18 protein-coding genes are annotated in these 18,333 nt (G+C 62.5%); 9 read left to right on the top strand and 9 right to left on the bottom strand.

Annotation, left to right across the window (positions count from 1 at the left end):
* Positions 1–8: 8 nt before the first annotated feature.
* The 3 genes from CD04_RS0118800 to CD04_RS0118810 are packed head-to-tail and all read right to left on the bottom strand — an operon-like array spanning position 9 to position 3,497.
* Positions 9–920, bottom strand: a complete 912-nt coding sequence (locus tag CD04_RS0118800; RefSeq protein WP_031409588.1) for a TniB family NTP-binding protein — start codon at positions 918–920, stop codon at positions 9–11.
* Entirely contained in the window at positions 907–2,841 is a 1,935-nt protein-coding gene (locus CD04_RS0118805) for a helix-turn-helix domain-containing protein (protein WP_038168560.1), read from the bottom strand. The genes CD04_RS0118800 and CD04_RS0118805 overlap by 14 nt, the downstream gene beginning before the upstream one ends.
* On the bottom strand, positions 2,838–3,497 hold the full coding sequence (locus tag CD04_RS0118810; RefSeq protein WP_031409593.1) for a heteromeric transposase endonuclease subunit TnsA: 660 nt from the start codon (positions 3,495–3,497) through the stop codon (positions 2,838–2,840). The genes CD04_RS0118805 and CD04_RS0118810 overlap by 4 nt, the downstream gene beginning before the upstream one ends.
* A gap of 130 nt (positions 3,498–3,627) precedes the next feature.
* On the opposite strand from CD04_RS0118810, the gene CD04_RS0118815 reads away from it, so the two are divergent.
* Positions 3,628–3,810: a helix-turn-helix domain-containing protein gene (locus CD04_RS0118815; protein WP_051849430.1), complete on the top strand. Its 183-nt coding sequence runs from the start codon at positions 3,628–3,630 to the stop codon at positions 3,808–3,810.
* 37 nt (positions 3,811–3,847) lie between these two features.
* On the opposite strand, the gene CD04_RS0118820 is transcribed toward CD04_RS0118815, so the two are convergent.
* Entirely contained in the window at positions 3,848–4,528 is a 681-nt protein-coding gene (locus CD04_RS0118820) for a hypothetical protein (protein WP_156030342.1), read from the bottom strand.
* 369 nt (positions 4,529–4,897) lie between these two features.
* Here CD04_RS0118820 and CD04_RS0118830 point away from each other — a divergent pair, with 369 nt between their 5' ends.
* Positions 4,898–5,920, top strand: coding sequence for an ImmA/IrrE family metallo-endopeptidase (locus tag CD04_RS0118830; protein ID WP_197033166.1), 1,023 nt, complete (start codon positions 4,898–4,900; stop codon positions 5,918–5,920).
* Positions 5,917–6,564 (top strand): hypothetical protein, encoded by a 648-nt coding sequence (locus CD04_RS0118835; protein WP_031409602.1) that lies wholly within the window; start codon positions 5,917–5,919, stop codon positions 6,562–6,564. The genes CD04_RS0118830 and CD04_RS0118835 overlap by 4 nt, the downstream gene beginning before the upstream one ends.
* 19 nt (positions 6,565–6,583) lie before the next feature.
* Here CD04_RS0118835 and CD04_RS0118840 read toward each other — a convergent pair whose 3' ends face one another.
* Positions 6,584–7,147 carry a hypothetical protein gene (locus CD04_RS0118840; RefSeq protein ID WP_031409604.1) on the bottom strand — a complete coding sequence of 188 codons (564 nt, stop codon included), beginning with the start codon at positions 7,145–7,147 and terminating at the stop codon, positions 6,584–6,586.
* Positions 7,144–7,995 carry a bis-aminopropyl spermidine synthase family protein gene (locus tag CD04_RS0118845; protein ID WP_031409606.1) on the bottom strand — a complete coding sequence of 284 codons (852 nt, stop codon included), beginning with the start codon at positions 7,993–7,995 and terminating at the stop codon, positions 7,144–7,146. Before CD04_RS0118845 ends, CD04_RS0118840 begins: the two co-directional genes overlap by 4 nt.
* Before the next feature lie 167 nt (positions 7,996–8,162).
* Here CD04_RS0118845 and CD04_RS0118850 point away from each other — a divergent pair, with 167 nt between their 5' ends.
* A complete protein-coding gene (locus CD04_RS0118850; protein WP_031404467.1) occupies positions 8,163–9,200 on the top strand; it encodes an IS630 family transposase in 1,038 nt (345 codons plus the stop codon).
* A gap of 80 nt (positions 9,201–9,280) precedes the next feature.
* Here the strand turns inward: CD04_RS0118850 and CD04_RS0118855 are convergent, their stop codons facing one another.
* Positions 9,281–9,877 carry an ATP-binding protein gene (locus tag CD04_RS0118855; protein WP_081858087.1) on the bottom strand — a complete coding sequence of 199 codons (597 nt, stop codon included), beginning with the start codon at positions 9,875–9,877 and terminating at the stop codon, positions 9,281–9,283.
* A 693-nt stretch (positions 9,878–10,570) separates the two neighbouring features.
* Positions 10,571–10,984, bottom strand: a complete 414-nt coding sequence (locus CD04_RS22810; protein WP_051849432.1) for a hypothetical protein — start codon at positions 10,982–10,984, stop codon at positions 10,571–10,573.
* A gap of 2 nt (positions 10,985–10,986) precedes the next feature.
* On the opposite strand from CD04_RS22810, the gene CD04_RS22270 reads away from it, so the two are divergent.
* Positions 10,987–12,156 carry a hypothetical protein gene (locus tag CD04_RS22270; protein WP_051849433.1) on the top strand — a complete coding sequence of 390 codons (1,170 nt, stop codon included), beginning with the start codon at positions 10,987–10,989 and terminating at the stop codon, positions 12,154–12,156.
* A gap of 314 nt (positions 12,157–12,470) precedes the next feature.
* Here the strand turns inward: CD04_RS22270 and CD04_RS0118865 are convergent, their stop codons facing one another.
* Positions 12,471–13,502 (bottom strand): IS110 family transposase, encoded by a 1,032-nt coding sequence (locus CD04_RS0118865; RefSeq protein ID WP_031404103.1) that lies wholly within the window; start codon positions 13,500–13,502, stop codon positions 12,471–12,473.
* 434 nt (positions 13,503–13,936) lie between these two features.
* Here CD04_RS0118865 and CD04_RS0118870 point away from each other — a divergent pair, with 434 nt between their 5' ends.
* From CD04_RS0118870 to CD04_RS0118885, 4 genes are read left to right on the top strand one after another with little or no spacing between them, the layout of a single operon-like run.
* Positions 13,937–14,638: a response regulator transcription factor gene (locus CD04_RS0118870; RefSeq protein WP_031409610.1), complete on the top strand. Its 702-nt coding sequence runs from the start codon at positions 13,937–13,939 to the stop codon at positions 14,636–14,638.
* Between the two features lie 58 nt (positions 14,639–14,696).
* On the top strand, positions 14,697–15,917 hold the full coding sequence (locus CD04_RS0118875; RefSeq protein ID WP_231480692.1) for a HAMP domain-containing sensor histidine kinase: 1,221 nt from the start codon (positions 14,697–14,699) through the stop codon (positions 15,915–15,917).
* A gap of 35 nt (positions 15,918–15,952) precedes the next feature.
* Positions 15,953–17,320, top strand: coding sequence for a TolC family protein (locus tag CD04_RS0118880; RefSeq protein ID WP_231480693.1), 1,368 nt, complete (start codon positions 15,953–15,955; stop codon positions 17,318–17,320).
* Positions 17,317–18,330 (top strand): hypothetical protein, encoded by a 1,014-nt coding sequence (locus CD04_RS0118885; protein ID WP_231480694.1) that lies wholly within the window; start codon positions 17,317–17,319, stop codon positions 18,328–18,330. Before CD04_RS0118880 ends, CD04_RS0118885 begins: the two co-directional genes overlap by 4 nt.
* Positions 18,331–18,333: the final 3 nt, after the last annotated feature.

Genomic DNA, 18,333 nt, shown 5'->3' on the forward strand with positions numbered 1-18,333 from the left:
GGTCAGCGTCAGGCGGTGAAGCGCTGGTGCCCCTTTCGCTTGCTCGGCGCTACCCAGTTCAGTTCGTCGAGAAGCGCAAGGGTGATTCTCTCCTCGCCCGTGCGGATGGCCTTCACGCCAGCCTCTTTGACCAGGTCACAGATGTCGCCGAGGCTGGACTCGGACCGGGCATGGATTGCGGTCATCATTCCCGGCGAGTGAAGGCCGGATGCGCGCTTGAGCGGTGTGCGGCTCTCTAGCGTTTTGAGGAGGACGCCGAGCTTTGGCCCGATCGACCAGCGCGGCAGGTCATAGGGCTTGAAGCGGCTGGACATCTGCGCGTCGGCATTAAAAGCGTTGTAGGCCTCTTCGATGCCGGCGGCGACGATGCTGACCTTGGTCTCGTTGCCCAGGCTCTTCAATGCGTTGCGGAACTCACGCTGCCGATTCAGGCTACCGGCGATCAGGTGGTGGATCTCGTCGACGATCAGCACCTTGACGCCGACATGGGCGAACAGGCGCTTCACCTGCGAGCGCTTTTCGTGCGCCGGCGCGGTCGGCTTGTAGGGTGCCATGAGGGCGTCGAGGATGCTGCTGTAGAAGTCGGAGATATCCGGCTTCGGCGGCGCCTCGATCATCAGCACCTCGCACGTTGTCGTCTGCGATTCGGGGTCAAGGTCTGGTGGATGGAGATCGCGGAAGTGCTGGAGCAGAGACGTCTTCCCGCTGAACGGTGCGCCGACCAGCAGCATGCACGGCATGCGCGCAACCCGGGGGTGGGTTCGCAGGTCCTCGAGCTGTTCCAAGACATTCTTGACGTAGTCCAGAGTGATCCAGGTTCCGGCCCGTATGAACCGGATGCGCTCCACGTCCGACAGGGAAAGCGCACTGCGGGTTTTCGCGCTCAAGTGCGCATAATCACCGTCGTCACTCGCCGTCATCGATCGCCTCCACCTTGGACGGGTCATAGCCGCGCAACACGTCTGGCGCCGACGTCGGCGCCGGATTGGACACGGTCGGCAGCTCCTTCTTTTTGATGGCTCGGGTCTTCGCCTGTTGTTTGCGCTTTTGCTGGGCGCGCCTGGCCGACTTGGTTTTTTCGGCTGCGGCGTCTTCGATCGTGCGTTGCTTGTTGATGATAGCGAAGATCTCGCGCTCGTTGTTCGTGGAAATGCCCTCGGCCTTCGCCTTCAGGCGTGCCTCCCGTAGCTCCCACAGGCTCACCGGCGGCAGGCTGCTATCGCGATAGGGGATCGCGTAATAGCGCTTCGCGATTGGATCGAAGAAGTAATACTGACTGACATCGCGTGGGTCGAAGCGGAAGCGGAACATTCGCTTGGAACGGGGGTGATCCGGGTCCATGGCGTTGACCCATGGGCGAAGGACGTCGTGGAAGTAGTACACCTCGTCGTTCACCATGCCGTAATCCTGGATGGTGCGCTCCACGAAGGGCATGAAGTCAATGCGTACCTTCTCGACGTCCGTTCGGCGCTCTGGGAGCCCGCGCCCAAGCTTTCCGCCCTTGCCGCCGAGAATGCCTTCCTTCCATTTCGCGAGCGGACTGGTACCGAGCTCGCTGTGGGGGCGTAGGTGGTAGCGGTGAAACAGATGGATCAACCAGTCATCGAGTTCGTCAAAGGTCATCGTGGCGTTGGCTTCGGCATCGTAAATCCCCTTTTGCTTCGGATTGGCGAACGTCGCGCCCGGCAAGCCCTTGAGCTCCTCGGAGACCGTGCCCATCAGGCGCTCGATGTGCGCGCCGTAGTGCGGCTTCTTCACGGGGCGCAGCTGAAGGTCGATGTCGTATTCTTTCGCTGCCACGCGAAGCATGTTGCCCCTGAATTCCTTGGCGTTGTCCATGTGCAGGGCATCCATCACGCCGTAGAAGTCCCACTCGACATCGCGAAGACCCTTGCGCTCGAGCCACGCCTCCTTGGGAAGAATCGCATGGGACACACACATCCCTGCCGAAAGTGCGGATGGTTCCTCCAGGGCGGTGAACATGCCGAGGACAACGCGGCTATTGACGTCGATCGCCAGGGTGATCCACGGACGAGCGATCGGCAGCCGGTGTTCATCGTCGACGATCATCACCGGCAGTTGCGTATGGTCCATCTGCACCATCGCCAGCGGCCAGTCGGCGCCGGGGATGGATCCCTCGTGGACGGCATAGCGCTCCCGGGCGGCCTTGGGGCCTTCGCGTCGGGAGAGTTTCTCCTCGCCGCTGATCTTCTCGATGAGACGGTACACGGTTGTGACGGCCGGGAGCGGGTCGATCCCGGCGTTGGAGCAGAGGCGGCGGATCTCTTCGGCAGTCTTCGCAATGGACAGCTTTTGCGTGGAGAGATACTTGCGGTCGATGACTTCCGTCGCGATGAGCCTGACGTCTTCTCGCAACCTGTTCCGTCCTTTGCCGCCATCCGGGTGTGTCGGGAGAAGTGCTGACAGGAGGCCGCTGTCGCGGTACAGGTTGAGCCAGCGATACAGCGTAGTCGTGCCGATCCCGGCATCTTTCGCGAGCTGGGCAGCGCTCTGCCTCGTGCGGCCGGTGTTCCCCTCCAGGATGGGCCTGATCACCTTCAGTCGCCACTCGGCCTTTTCCCAGTCTTCCTCAGGAATGGCGTCGAGATCGATCTCGGGCATGGCCGACATCGCCTCTGCGTTGCTGCGGTACGGTGCGGCGAGGCCAGCGATGTCGAGGACGACCTTTTCTCCAGACGCCTGCTCGCGAGCGATGACGCGGCGAAGGTCGATGATGCGCAGGATCGTGTATTCACGCTCCTCCTGAACGACGCGGCTTCCCTTGCTGATGGTGAGCTTGGGAAGAGGCTTGCGCTGGCCGTCGTCGCTGGGTGCGTTCATGGCGCCCGTGACGGAAGGGAGATGGGCGAATCGTCGGCGAGCGGCTTGTCGAGGTTGACGAGCAACCTCCCCGTGATGACCAAGTGCCACAGGGTGGGAAGCAGCCGGAGCCGCTCGTCGATACCGACGACATCGGCCGCGAGCAATTGCATCTCGGAGGACCGACCGCCGGTCGACGCAATTTGGCGCGTGATCCAATCGACGTTGGCGGGCTCGGCGCTCATGGAACGGTAGCGCCGCAGGAATTTGATGTTGTCGAGCCGAGGTGTACGGATGTCGCGCTCGGTCTTCAGGACGAACACCCATCCGTGCTCTGCCGCGAACGCGCGGGCCGCCTCGAACTTCGGCTCGTATTCGGTGCGATGCTTCTTGAGCAGCGCCTTCGGCTTGACCTCGATGAGCTCGCTGGCGCGGATGACGCCGGAGGCGTCCGGATGGAAGTGGGTCAGAGCATCCGGGACGTAGCTGGTTCTTTTGGCCGGGACAGGAATCCGCACCGGCTGCGCCTCGTAGGAGCGCACTGTGTGGTCGAAGTCCAGGAGGATGAGGTGGTCCGCCTCGAGCAGGGACTCGAAGTCCGCGTCGCCGACGCTCTTGGACGTCGCATGCCGACCCGTGACCGAGACGTGGTTCTTCGGAATCCTGCGAACGGGCATTCTTCGGTGCGGAAGATCGTCAGAGTGCGGTGAGTCTATCCAGTTCCATCGTCTTTAGTAAACCATTATCGGTGTTCCGAATTTCCGATCCAAGTCCACGATCCGGCCGCTGGCGAGTGTCCCCTTATGCATGCATGTCCAAGTCCCCAATCCTGCCGAGTTCCGGCAGCAGATGGTCGATCTCGTGCACGCCGGGCGCACCCCGGCCGAGCTGTCGCGCGAGTTCGGCCGCACCGCGCAGGGCATCGTCAACTGGGTTGGCCTGGCCGCGGCCGACACCGGGCAGCACGCGGTTCGTCTGCCAAGACCCTGACCTGATCGTATCCATGCCCGCTTAGCTGACTAGGAGATCAGGCGCTTGCCAGCAGTGAGGCTTGAACCGGGCGTCTAGTCGCGCGCGAGCTCGGCTTGGTGGTGGAGCGCGGATCGTGCAGGCGCACGAAGTAAGGGAAGACTAGCTCGGCAATGAACACGGCCGGGTAGACCGTCGGACTTGCAACGTCAGTCGCTACTCGCCTGACCACGGCAGTCACCTGGGAGTGGCCCAGCCTTGTTCCGCTTAGAAAATTGGCTAGCGTTTCGTAAGCGATGTCGGCCATGCCGGCGCCCAGGGAGAGGGGTTCGCGGGAACGACACACGAGTGCGTAGTGCGTCGTTTTTCTGCGCTGGCCCTTGCTTGAGTCGCGGCTGACGACCCGAGAACCCGACGGAATCTGCCACTCATCGCCATCGAGGGTGGTGGCACCGGCCCATGTCAGCAGGCTCGACGGCGTGACGTCAATTTCCTTCGGCTTGCTGCGCATCGGCGAGAAGACAACGACTGGGGTCGCGGTTGTTCGCACGAACTCGCGTACAGCCGGGCCCACGCTGTTGCCGATGCCCCAGAGAAAGACACCGCCGTTGGCGACGCGCTCGCGCTCCTTGCGAGCGACGATATCCTCGATCGCTTCGCCGGACTCGGTACCAAACTTTGTCCAGCAGAAGGCTTCAGGCAGTTGCGCGTGCTTGATCATGTCGTTGCGACTATGCATTTATGCGTCTACTATAGCCTTTGTGGCCTCCGACATCAAGCTATCTTGGGAGAAGATGAAGCGCGACTTGGGCACGATTCCCCTCTCGCAGGCAGATATTGCCGTGGGGGCGGGCATCAGCCAACCCGCAGTGTCGCGTATCTTACGGCGTTGCCCCGGACGAAGTGGCAAGGCCTTTTCTCGCCTATGCATTTATGCAGCAGAGAAAGTCTCGGAGAAGCACACGCCGAACCTGTCCTCCGAGGTAGAGAAGGTGATTCTCGGGGCCGTACATGCCGTGTGGAATGGAACGCCGGAGCATGCCCGGGCAATTGCTGCGATCATTCGAGCTGCGGGAGCGGTTGCCCGCGCGTCTAGGAGGTGATGGCCTTGGCGACGTCTGCCAACTTAATTGTCGAGCGCCTAGTCGAAGTCGGGTTCGCACAGGACTTTGTGCGCGCTTCGCTGCCTGACTGGTGGGATCCGACCGATAATTCGTCGTCGGCGAAGACTCTCGTCTCACTCCTGCTGGCCAAGCGCCTGAGCCTCGATCCAGAATCGCTGCTAGACGACGGCGTCCCAGTTGGGTTCCTTTACACGGGCGTCCCAAAATTCAAGCACATGCGGCTCGCGCCAGGCGCACGTCGCGATGTGCTCGTTGCGTTCGCCCAGGGAGTTGGCCGAGTCGTGCTCGGGGAGATGCGTAAGGCGCCGGCGCAGCCAATACCCACTGACCCAACGGCGATCCGCAACCTTCTTCTTGGCTCGGGACGCCCCTACGTCTCGTTCGGAGATGTCCTGACCATCTGCTGGTCTCTAGGCATACCCGTCCTGCATCTGCGCCTCTTTCCAGCGCGCACGAAGGGTGTGACCGCCATCGCAGTTCGCCTGGGAGAACAGCATGCGATTCTGGTCGCGCGCGAGTCCGGATCAGAAGCCCAATACATGTTTCACGTCGCCCACGAGCTGGGGCACATCGCGCTCGGCCATCTCAAGGGAGCGTCTGCGATCGTCGATGCCGATCCCAAGGATCCGGACAATGACCCCGGCGAGTTGATCGATGACGAGGAAGAGGTTGCGGCAGATCGATACGCGCAAGGTCTACTCACGGGCAGCGAGAACTTCTCGGTAGACCGAGATGGCCTCGGCACACATGGCACTGCACGCGAGTTGGCTCAGATGGCGATCGCAGTGGGTGCAACCATGCAAGTCGACCCAGGCCACGTTGCCATGTCGTTCGGGCACACAACCAGCGAGTGGTCGATGGCGATGGCTGCTGCATCTCGGGTAGCGACGCAATCCGAGAAGCCCGGCACGCTGGTTAACCGAGTGCTGTGGAGCCAACTTGGGCGTGCCGAGGCAGATGCCATGGCACAGTCGCGGGCATTCCTTGAGGCAGTCGCCCCCATATGACGGCGCTCCTCATCGACAACGACATAGTCATCAAGTTGGCCCGCATGGACGTTTTCAACGAAGGCGTCCATGCAATCGGGTATTCCTCAGCCGACTTAGGCTCGCTAGCCGTTATGCTGCGCTACATGGGGCAGCTTTCGGAGGCTAGGCGCCTCCAGCTAACGCACTCTAAGGAAGAGGCAGATCGACTCCATGCGGCGCTACAGTCGATCACGGTCATAGAGCCGACTGACGCGGAAACTAGGACTATTGCCAAGGTAGGTAAGCTAGCTGTCGAGAGCGGCCTCGATCTGCAAGAAGGCGAGCTCATGCTTGCCGTGATCGCCGTCAGCCGAGGCAACCTAAGAATTGCAACCGGGGACAAACGCGCACTGCGATCGCTTCCAGCGCTCGAGACTCGTTGGCTCGACGCGGGCGCACTCCGGCGGCAGCTCTACTGTCTAGAGCAGATCTTCAAATCGATTTGCGCGACCCTCGGTCTGCAGCGCGTTCGCGCGGCGGTCAATACATCGCCAAGGGCTGATGAGACTATCCGTTTCGCCTACGATAATATGCAAATGAGTGGCAAAACCGCCTTCATCGCATTCCTCGATTTGGTGATCAAGGAGCACGTCGAAAAACCCGCACCAGGCTGGCTCGCGTAGGCAGCCGCGACATCCCCAGCTAGCGGAGAACAACGGCGTAGGGTTGCGCCAGCTGGGCAGCTAGGCTCAGTTTCACGACCCGATCATCGGGCCCGGGATGTGCCGCAGGGTCATAGACGAGGCAAGCTTTGTCAACACGGCCGCGAATATATTGGTCTCCGCGCGTGCCCACCATGCGACCGATGCCCACGGACGTCTTTGACAACGGCACACTGAGGTCGAAGTCGTCCAGTGAGTTGACGATGAGCGCGAAGCGCGACCCAATCACATTCACTCCTTTGGGGACAGGCTGGTAGGTATTGCCACCGTCCGCGCTGAATTCCTTTGCCTTACCCGCGGCGTAGTGATGGGAGGAAATCTCCTCCATCAGTAGCATGACCTTCGTGCCATTCGCCGAGACCTGTTTAACGAAGGGTTGAACCGCTGTGAAGGGATGGCAGCTATTGCCACCGTAACCCCAGAACGAAACGCCCGCCGCCGCGATCTCCGCGCGCTTGCGAAGAATGATGTCCTGGAGCGACTCATTGGCGTGGACGCCGACCTTCATGTAGAGAAACGGATCACCTTGCTTGAGCATGGTCATTGGGAATCTCCAAGCAGTTCTAGCTGATAGGTGCCATCGACAGCCTTGCCGTAGTCAACTCGATTGGCGTCTCGCACGTATTTCACGCGAAGGTTCTGTTCGCGGCCATAGAAGTCCTCGAGCCTCTTTTCATGCAGCGCGTAGCTCTTCATTGGCAATTGCCGATCAGGGTGCGAACGGAAGAACAGGTTGCAGGACTTCAGGTCAGGCGCATCATCCAGATGGTATTCGTGCAGGTTGGTCTGCATCTCCTGGACGAAGAAGCCGTTGTCCAACGCGAATCGCTGAGCCTGCGCCAAGACGCGCTGCGACCAAGGCACAGCCTTGTCATCTGCAATCACCACGACGCCAACGGCATCTGCCCCGCAGGCCTCCATCCCCCGCTCCGCGAAGACCTTGACGCTCTCGCCATCGTTACTCGCGCCCCAGGGCGGATTCGTATAGAAAGCGTTGAATTGACCCAGGATATCCTCTGGCAAAGGGTCAATGCAGTTGTAGAGGCGAGACTTGATGCGATCGGACATCTCAGCCCGATCAGCGAACCTGGCCACGGCGTTGACAATTCGCTCGTCGAAATCGAGCACCAAGATGGAGCTGGGTCCCTCGTCGAGAACTTGTCGATGCATCAGATAGGCTAGGCAAAGGCTGATTGCGTCGCCGTCCCCAATGAATATCAATCGGCGATCAGCAAAGCGCTGGGCGACGAGGCTTGTTTGGAGCACCATGTCTCCAGCCTTCATGTAGATCTGGTCGAACTCGCGCAAAGGCTGTGGCCGATTCTGGATAACGTCGGAGACCGCGTTGATTGCTCGTCGCAAGTCTAGTTGGGCATTCGAACGTGTTGCCATGGGTTCCTTAACTGATCGACACCAGGGGGCCTGTCGCGCACAGTGGCGCGCCACTCAATAGAACACAATCTAACTCCAAAACACTACATACCAGCGCCGTAGGAAGGTACTATAGATTCGGCCCACAAATAGATTGAACTTATTGAGTTTTTCCGCATCTCAGATTCATGGAAAAAGACGATGCAAGAAAACTCAGCCCAGCCGAGCAGCACGAGCGGCGCCGGCAAGTCATCCGCGCCCACAAACGAGGGCGAACGCGCACGCAGATTGCCCAGGAGATCGGGTTGAGCTACACGGCAGTGAGCAAGACGATCGCGCGCTTTGAATCGCAGGGATTGGCGGGTCTGGCGCCGCGCACACGCGGTCGGCGCAGTGGCGAGGATCGCGCCCTGTCGATGGAGCAGGAACAAGCCATACAGCGCCTCATCTGCGACCACCGCCCGGAGCAGTTGAAGATGGACTTCGCACTATGGAGCCGAGCCGCCGTCATGCAGTTGATCGAGCGCGAATACGGCATCAAGCTGCATGTGCGCTCAGTGGGCAAATACCTGGCGCGCTGGGGCTTCACGCCGCAAAAGCCGATCAAGCGGGCCTATGAACAGTCACCTGCAGCGGTCAAGGAATGGCTGGACACGCAGTACCCGCAGATTGCGCAGCGCGCCAAGGCCGAGGGCGCAGAGATTCACTGGGGCGACGAGACGGCGCTGGTCAACACCGATGTGCGGGGCCGCAGCTTTGCGCCCAAGGGGCAGACGCCGGTGGCCATGGCGGTGGGCGGCACACGTCAAAAGCTCTCCATGATTGCCTCCGTGACCAACCAGGGCAAGGCGCGCTGGATGATCATCGACGGCGCGTTCAACCATGAGCGGTTGATCGAGTTCTTCGAGTCCCTGGTCAAAGACACGGGCAAGAAGATCTTCCTGATTCTGGACAACCTGGGGGTGCATCATTGCAAGCCGGTGAAGGCGTGGCTGGCGCAGCACGCCGAGCAGATGGAGGTGTTCTATCTGCCCAGCTACAGCCCTGAGCTCAATCCGGAGGAGCGCCTGAACGCGGACCTCAAGCATGTGATCCGAACCAAGGTTCCAGTGAGAACCAAGGCGAAGTTGCAGGCCGCCGCCGTTGAGCACATGACCGCCCTGACCAACAAGCCCGAGCGTGTCAAAACCTTCTTTCAAGATCCGTTTGTCAAATACGCCGCATGACACTGTTTGAGGGCCGAATCAATAAAGGGGCACAGTCTAAAGTCCCGCTGCCCCCGGTAGCCTTCATCAGCCGTGGCCTGTTACGACAGTCGCGCCTTATTCGCAACTGCGTCAACGACTCCTTCGAGAGGACCGCTGCTGTCGATGAAATAGACGGGTTTTGCAAGCAGGATCCCGTACTCGATGGCGACCGAGCACTGCAGCTGGGTGTGCATGCCGGCCTCGAGGGGCGAGATCTTCGGTCGCCCTCTCGGGTCGTCGGCTATGCGCTGGCAGGCCACGTCGGGGTCGGTGTACAGGCAAACAATGCAATCCGGTGCTAATGCGAGCAAAGTCTTGGGTCCAAAGGACGTCACGCGAAATCCGTATGACTCCTTCGTGACGGCATGCGAGTCGATGATCATTGGTCCAGTCTCGCGACGCTTGGCGGCGAGCTCTGCGAGCTCTAAATCGAGCCCTTGAACATCTTCTGGTGTGATCACGGCTCCAGACATGCGCCGGATGTCATCCTCGCTCATGGACAGGCCCGTTCGACGTTCAGCGAACTTGCGCAGTTCTTTGCTGTATGCGAACACCAGCAACCCTGGCAGTCTCGTGGCCAAGGCAGCGGAGACTGTCGATTTGCCCGTTGCTGGAGCACCGGTCAGGTAAATGACCGGAAAGCGTTGCACTTGCATGCGTCCCTCCCACGCCTATGCTACACGTCTGGCACGCGAACCTGCGCTGCAGCGCCAGGATCGTTGATAAAGGTAGCATCATTCAATTGGAGGACGCGAAATGACAAAATTCGCAACGCGCCTGAAGGAAGCGGGGGGGTGAAGCTACAAACTATCGATGGTGAGGGGACCGTCGTTGATCCCAAGCTACCGGGGATGCCAGCCTATCCATATGCGAAGGCATTGTCGGGAGATAAAACGGTTGCCCAGTAAAAGCGACGCTTGAACACGTGGATGCCGCGAATGCTCTTCCATGTTTCTGACTTCGCTGACACCAGGTTGCGCACGGCAACTCGAAGCTCAAGTCCATTCGTGCGCCGAAGTGAGCGAAAAATTGGTGTCACACGGGTGGATTTGCACCCCAAAAGGCAATCCGAGCGAGAAGCCGCATTTTATCTGTGTGGTGTTCGCAGTGTCGCTGTTCTCGTCTGCGGTCGCCGAACGCTGGAGGCCGATCGGTAAACCTCTCGGCCTGGAAATCGGAACTCCGACAAGGCCTAGCCAGTTCCGCCAACTTCACTAATTCGTTTCATCCTCTTCACTAATTTCTTCGCAAAAAGTGACTTCCAGTCCCATTCACTTCGCTATGTTGACACTATTTGTCGACTTAGCGAAGTGAATGAGACTATAGCGAAGACGGTGCGACTATAGCGATCATTTCAGGGGAACGGCATGCAAATCGGGGCGTTTCCCCGGGGTGATGGACTGTGGCGAGTCGACTGGTTCGGCGGCATCGCGTTCCCCGACCTCCTGCTCCGCCGCAACCAGCCTTCGGTCTTCGTTCACCTTTCGCGCGTCACCGATCCGGCAGTGCTGGCGGACCCGATGGCGCCGGTCAGTGCCGCGTCGACCCTCCCGTGGCAGAAGCAGTTCAAGTGCTGGGTCTCGGTCGACTCCACCATGCTGCTGCGCATCGGCGACCTGTGGTCCGACCAGCGCCTCGTCGCCTCTCCCGAACACGAGGTCGAGATCTTCGAGAAGATCAAGATCGACCGCACGACCGCCCAGCTGCTCAAGGTCGGGTACAGCGACGCCAACGACAACTTCCTGCTGCCGGCCGCCGAGCACCCATGGCCAACACCCGCTCGTACTGCGTCCGGGTGGACCTCGGCGAGGGCCGCAGCATGGTCGTCCCGAGCATGGAGCTGGCGCGGTTCTACTTCGGCTCGTCGAGCCCCTTGCTGGCATCGCTGTTCCTGCCACCGTTCGACTCGAAGCGGTTGTATTCGGCGGTTCGCATCGGCCCGTTCGGCGAGGATGTCGAATTGGACCTCGCCGAAGGAGTCCCAAAGGAGTCCGGGCCCGACATCGCGCGCATCGCGGCTGACAAGACCGCCGCGAACGCCGCCGCCATGATCGCCGTCTCCCTGCTGCGGCAGCCGCCGCCAGGCGTCGCCGACATCTACCCGCAGTGCGTGTTCCCGTTCGAGGGGGCGACGACCATCAAGGCCTCCGGGAAGTGGCTGTCGCTCGGCGGACAACCGCGGTCGACCTTCCTGGCCTACCGCCTGCGCTCGTGTTCGCATCCATTCCCGTTCGAGAACCTGCAGGTCAAGACCACGGGCGCTAAGCGCCGGCCTTGGCGTCCCGCGGCGCCGAGCGGCAGCGCAGGCACCCAGAGCCGCGTAGGCGCCCCGGATGCAAAGGACCCCACCTTGCGGGAGCGCGATGCCTCCGGCGCGCTCGCCCCTCGCACCAGGCGGCTGCTTCTGCGCGAGGTGAAGTTCCCAGACTTAGCGTACAAGCGCGTGTGGAGCGAAACGCAGCTCGCGGAAGGTGGCACCGCGCCCGTCGCGGCCAAGGGCGTGACTGCGGTCCCCGATTTAGCTGTGGGTGCGCCGGGTTCGGTACGGAGAGTCCGTTCGATCTCACTGGTCGAGGCGCTGACCCAGCCTAAGGGCCCGCCCGCATTTCTGCGGCCGGCCATCGAGCGCCTTGCCCGGCTGAAACGAATCGAGGTGACGCGGCTTACGGCGAGCCTGGACGATGGGTGGACGGTGCCGATTCCCTACACGGTCAGCGACGATGGCGAGATCCCGCCGGAGGTCTTCATCGCGGATGGGGGCTCCGATCGGATTCGACGCGTTGCCGCAATCTCTCTTCGCGCAACACGGCAGCACGTGTACGTCGTCGTCAAGGAGACGGATGGTGACGCGATTCACGTGGACCGCGGGTCCCGAGAGGTCGGCCTTCGGGCGCTGCTGGATCGCGTGTTCGGCATCACGCCACTCAGCGACTGACAGTCGGCCTTGGACTAAACCGCTTATATGGATGCCTCCCGGATAGCAAGCAGATTTTGCTTGTGATGAGAAGAAGTCGGCTGCGTCCTTATATCCGGCCTCATTGCAGTTGCCCAGTTGCCTGGGATCTGCGGGCCCCGATGCTTATTCGCTGGCGAACACCTCATCTCTCGCGAGGACTTTTTACGTCCGAGCGGTTTACCAGGTTTTGCTCACCCGCGGTCTGACCACTTTCACATCACTTCGCTTGTGCTGCCTGCTATCTATTCACACCTCCTGTCAGCGGATTGGCACCATTGTTTGGCGCCGGCGATTCACGCCATTTCGGGTTTCACACTCACATGGTTGCTTTCATACTCCTGCGCTTTGGCAGTAAGTGCCCAGATCGTTCTCGCCATCTTGGCTGCCTGCGCCACGCAGACGACATTCGAATGGCGTCGTACTTTCAGCCCCGCCATCCAGGGACTTGGTTGCCTGACGTTGTGCACTACGCCTCTGGCACCATTGACCAGCAGGGTACGTAGGTAGGTGTCCCCTCGTTTGGAGATGCTGCCCAGCCGAACTTTGCCACCGGTGCCACTTTGTGACGGCACAAGGCCCAGCCAGGCACAGAATTCACGTCCGGACTTGAATGCGCTGGCTTCCCCCATGGTTGCTATGGCCGCTGTGGCGGTCAGCAATCCGACGCCTGGAATCTTGGCAATGCGCTGCATCTGGGGGTCTTGCTGGAGTTGCAATTTCAGTCGACCCTCTATGGCCAGAATGTCCACTTCAAAAGCCTTGACACGCATGACCTGCTCCCGCAAGCTGTCGACGACCACCTGCGGGAGGGTGCTTGCCAGCGCCTCAAGTGCCGACTCAATTTCGCTGAACAGCGCTTTATCGCCCTTGGCGAAGGTGGCTCCGAATTCGTAGAGTAACCCTCGCAGTGCATTGGTCTGCATGATTCGCATCTTCATCAGTGCCTGACGCTGCCGGTGCAATGTCAACGTCGCCTGCTGAGCTACTGATTTGATGCCCACAAACTTGACACCAGGTTGCTGCACCGCCAGCCAGATGGCGCGTGCGTCCGTGGCGTCGGTTTTGTTTCCGCTGACAAATGGGCGAACCACTTTGGCGTGCAGAAGTCGCACGGTATGGCCCAAAGAGCGCAACGCCCGTGCCCAGTAGTGTCCACTGCCGCAAGCCTCGATGGCGATCAGGCTGGGCCTGCGGTTGGCGAAGTGTTCTAGCACCTTTGCCCGCTTGATTTGCACGTTGGAGATTTCGCCGGTCTCCATGTCGACGCTGTGCAGTTGAAACACCTTCTGCGCAATGTCCAGGCCGACCACCTGCTGCCCGGCCATCGTGCCAATCACTTGTCCCGCGTGCATCCCAGTATTACGACTCATGATGGATCCTCTGTGGTGTTGGTGAAGACGGTGGTCTATCACTTCTTGGGCGCTTTGATGCCGTATCCAGCAGAGGATTCACCCGCAACTCGGGACTTCTCTACTGACCAACGGCTGTTCAGGCTTTGTGCCCAATCCACTGCCCAGCCCGAAGGAGGGAGGCATCCATAGCATCTCTCGCGGTAGGCGCTCCGGGAGGGGCTGCGCGGGTTCGGAGGAGTGGTGATTCCTATGTTGGACACAGAGACCATCGGTCACCTGATCGTAGGCTTCCACGATGAGGAGCGGGGCCCCTTCTATCGCGGCCACAGTTCGGCCACGCGAGGCGTGCCGAAATGCACCAAGCGAGAATGTGCCCTGACGGGCGAGACCCTCGGCACCGAATCCCCATGAAGCTGCTCATCGTCGAAGACAATCGCGCCTTGGTGGCCAACCTGTTCGCCTACTTCGAGGCGCGCGGCCATATTCTGGACGCAGCGCCCGACGGCGCCACCGGCCTGCGCCTCGCTTCCGACAACCACTATGACGCGATTGTTCTCGACTGGACGCTGCCACGCATGGACGGGGTACAAGTCCTGCAGGAATTGCGCCGAAGCGTGCGCAAGGACGTCCCCGTGCTGATGCTCACAGCCAAGGGAGAAATAGCCGACAAGATAGAGGCGCTGCGCATCGGTGCCGATGATTACCTGGTCAAGCCGTTCGACCTTGCCGAGTTGGAGGCACGGCTGCTTGCGCAGATCCGCCGCGCCAGCGGCCGGGTGACCGATGCTCGGCTGCAGATTTGTGATCTGGTCATGGACCTGAGCACGGCGGAGGTTACGCGCGACGCGCGGCCCATCGCCCTGCAGCCGGCAACCCGCCGCCTGCTCGAAGTGTTGATGCGGGCGGCGCCGGCGCTCGTGCCGCGGGAGCGGCTGGAGGAAGTGCTATGGGGCGACGACCCGCCCGATCGCGACCTGCTTCGCTCGCAGATGCACGTGTTGCGACGTGCGATCGACGCGCCATTTGCGAGCAAGCTGCTGCACACGGTTCCCAGGGTCGGCTATCGACTCGCCGCAACAGCGACCCCCGACGACCGTGAAAACGAATAGCCTGCGCGCCCGCATCACGGTAGGGCTGCTCCTGTACGCGGCGGTGCTGAGTGCGGCCGTGATCGCTGTCGGAGGGTTCCTGAACGACCGGCACGAGCGCCTGGTATGGATGAGCCTGCTCGGCGACGTGATGGTGCGCGATCTGCGGGCTGCCCACCTTCCGGCGGGCGACGTCAACCCGCCGAGGGTACGCCTCGTCGACCTCGACTCGCCCGCCGCGCGGAGCCTGCCGGCCGAGGTGCGCCGCCTCGGTCCGGGGCTGTACGACGACATCGACCCGGAGAACCTGCCTTACGCAGTCCTGGTGCGGGACGTTCAGGGCCATCGAATGGCAGCGCTGATCGACATCTCGGCGCAGCGGGCACAGGAGCGCCGTCTCGCCTACCTGCTCGATGCGATCGTCGCGCTGGGGCTTGCGCTGCTGATGGTTGCCACCTGGTGGCTTGCCGGCAGGTTGTTACGCCCCGTTTCACGTCTGGTGGGCGCCGTGCATGCACTCGATCCATCGCTGCGCGAGGCGCGTTTGACGCCGGGGTACCAGTTGCATGAGATCCAGGCGCTGGAGACCGCATTCAACGGCTTTCTGCAGCGGCTCGACGGCTTCGTGCTGCGCGAGCGCGAGTTCGTCGACACTGCGAGCCACGAACTGCGCACGCCGATCTCGGTCATCGCTGGAGCCGCCCAGGTGCTCGAGTCCGAAACGCTCGGCGCCGATGGTCAGCGGGCGCTGCAGCGCATCCGCCTCACGACCGATTCCATGCAGGACACGCTGGCGGCCCTGCTGCAGCTCGCCAAGGAGCCCTCGCCAGCGGCTGCGCCTGCGCCCCTGGCGCTGGAAACATGGTTGCCCGACCTGATCGATGACTACCGGCCCCTGCTCGAAGGGCGGCCGCTTTCCCTGGAGGTCGGCACCATTGAATCCGCCTCGGTGCGTGTTGCGCCCGCTGTTGCGGCGATGATCTTCGGCAATCTGGTCCGCAATGCCATTGAGCACACTCCGGCTGGGCGTCTGGAGATCGGCCTTCGGAAGGGTGTGTTTTCCATCGACAGCCGGGGCGATGCGTTGGACGCCGCCGCGGTGGCCCGTCTCTATCGCTCGCTTGCCCTTGCCGATGCCGGACGCACCCTTGGAGCCGGTATCGGACTGTATCTGGTGCGGCAGTTGTGCGATCGGCTGGGGTGGAGCCTCGCCTACACGCACGGCGAATCGGGTGAGCTGCAAGTGCGGCTGGACCTGCATCTGCGTGACGACGGCCGGTCTGAGCCGACGACAAATTGACGACACCCGCGTTCCTAGCATGAGCGCTTTCCCTCATGCGATACGACGCGATGAAGACCCGTCTGTCGGCCGCTTTGCTCGTTTCCGCGCTGCTTGCCGGATGCGCGAGCTACACACCGCAGCCCATCCATCCCGACAAGACTGCGGATGCACTGGCTAGGCGCACGCTCTCTGATCCCCGTTTGCTGCGCTTCCTCGCGGCCCAACTGCACAAGAGCAGTGCACCACCCTGGAACCTCTCCACGCTATCCCTGGTGGCCGCCTATGAGCGCCCCGACATGCCGCTGGCCGAGGCCAGGCTGCTGGAGGCCAAGGGCGGCGAGACCACCGCGGCGGCGCTGCCGAACCCGAACCTGCAACTTGCGCCCACCTACGACACGACCACCCCAGCGCCGCCCTGGACGGTCGGCCCCGTCGTCACCTTCCTGATCCAATCCTACGGTGCGCGTCCCGCACGCATCGCGCAGGCACGGGCTCGAACCGAGCAGGCGCGCGAGGCCATCGCCGTCACCGCCTGGCAACTGCGCGGCCAGGTGCGAACAGCCATGCTCGATCTCTGGGCTGCGCAGCAAGCCGCAGCGCTTGCTGCGCAGCGTGCGTCCCTTGCGGAGCGCTATCGCGAGGTCGTCGCGCAGCGCTATCAGGCAGGCATGGTCTCGGCAGCGACGCTGACCACCGCGACGCTCGCCCTCAACCAGGCCGAACTGGAGCTCGCATCGCAGCGCCGCGCCAGTCGACTGGGGCGAGCCTCCCTGGCTGCCGCACTGGGCTTGCCGACCACCGCGCTGGATGGCGTCGATCTCGACATGCGGGGCATCGCCCACCCACGGCAGCCCGGCCGCCTTGAACCCCTGATCCACTCGGCGCTCACCTCGCGCCCGGACGTACTCGCTGCTCTCGCGCATTACGCCGCCGCAGAGGCCGCGCTGCGCCTGGCGGTTGCGCAGCAGTACCCCGCCATCGACATCGGTCCCGGCTACCACTACGACCAGGGCGACAACAAGTTCATCCTGTCGATATCCCTGCCGCTGCCCATCCTCAACCAGAACCAGGGCCCGATCGCTCAGGCCCGCGCCGCACGACGAGTTGCAGCCGAGCAGTTCCTCGCGACCCAGACCAACGTGCTGGCCGAGATCGATCAAGCACGGACGGACTGGCACGCCAGCGTGTCCGAGCTGGACAGCGCGCGCCGGCTGCGCAAGGCCGCCGCCGATGCTCTCAAGCGGGAGCAGGACGCCTTCGCCGCGGGGCAAATCGGCCGGCTACGGATTCTCGGCGCCAGGCTGGCCTACGTGCAGGCACAACAGGGCGCGCTGTCGGCGTCGGTCCACGAGCGCAACGCGCTCGGCCGCCTCGAAGCGGCGCTCTACCACCCCTTCCTGGTTGCCAACCGGAGCCAATGATGCTCAGGACACACCTTCTCAAGTGGGCCGCGTTTTCGGTCGCGGCCATTGCCGCCGCGGGCACTGCCGGCGCGAGCGAACTCTCCACGGTCACCCTCGATGCCAAGGCCGTCTCGGCGGGCGGCATCCGCACCGTCGAGCTGCAGCAGGTCGAGCGCGCGCAGACGATAAACGCCTTCGGCATCGTCCTCGACCCGGGCCCCTTGATCAACCTGGCGGCTCAGATCACCGCTGCGCGGGGCAAGCTCGCGGCGGCGCATGCCGCAGCGGCGCTCGCGCGTAGTGAGGCTGCACGCGCCACCAATCTGTACGGTAACCAGCACAACATCTCGCAGGCGGCTTTCCAGGCTGCGCAAGCGCACCTGCAGGTCGCTCAGGCCGAACAGGCCAGCGCTCAGGCGCAACTGGGCGAGCTCATGGCCCGCGCACGCACCGACTGGGGTGCCAGGCTCGGGGCCGCAGCGGCCTCCGGCGCCGCGCCACTACCGCAGTTAGAAAGCGGCACTCAGCAGCTCGTCGAAGCCAGCGTTCCGCTCGGCCAATCGCTTCCGCGCGTATCGACCCATGCCCAGGCGTCGACACCCGACGGCCAACCCGTGGCCCTGCGATGGATCAGCCGCGCACCGCGCGCTGCAGCGGGGGTCGCTGGCCCCGGTCTGTACTACCTCATGACGCCCCAGGACTCAGCGCCCATCGGGACGCCGATCACGGTCACGCTGCGCGGACCGGGTACCGTGTCAGGCGTGCTGATTCCTGCGTCGGCAGTGGTCTGGCACGACGGGCATGCGCTCGTGTACCGCCAAAGCAGCACCAACACCTTCACACCGATCGCGCTGCACGAGCCTGTGCGTGTCGGACAGGGGTATTTCGTCTCTGGGCGTGACGGCGCTGCGCTGCAACCTGGACAGCACATCGTGGTCGCTGGCGCTGCGTTGGTGTTCTCGGCGTCACAGGCGCCGGCGCCGGCTGCAGCTGCCAAGGCGGCCAAGCCGGACGATGACGACGATTGAAGG

This window comes from Thiomonas sp. FB-Cd (assembly GCF_000733775.1).
In the GTDB taxonomy this organism is placed as follows: Bacteria; Pseudomonadota; Gammaproteobacteria; order Burkholderiales; family Burkholderiaceae_C; genus Thiomonas_A.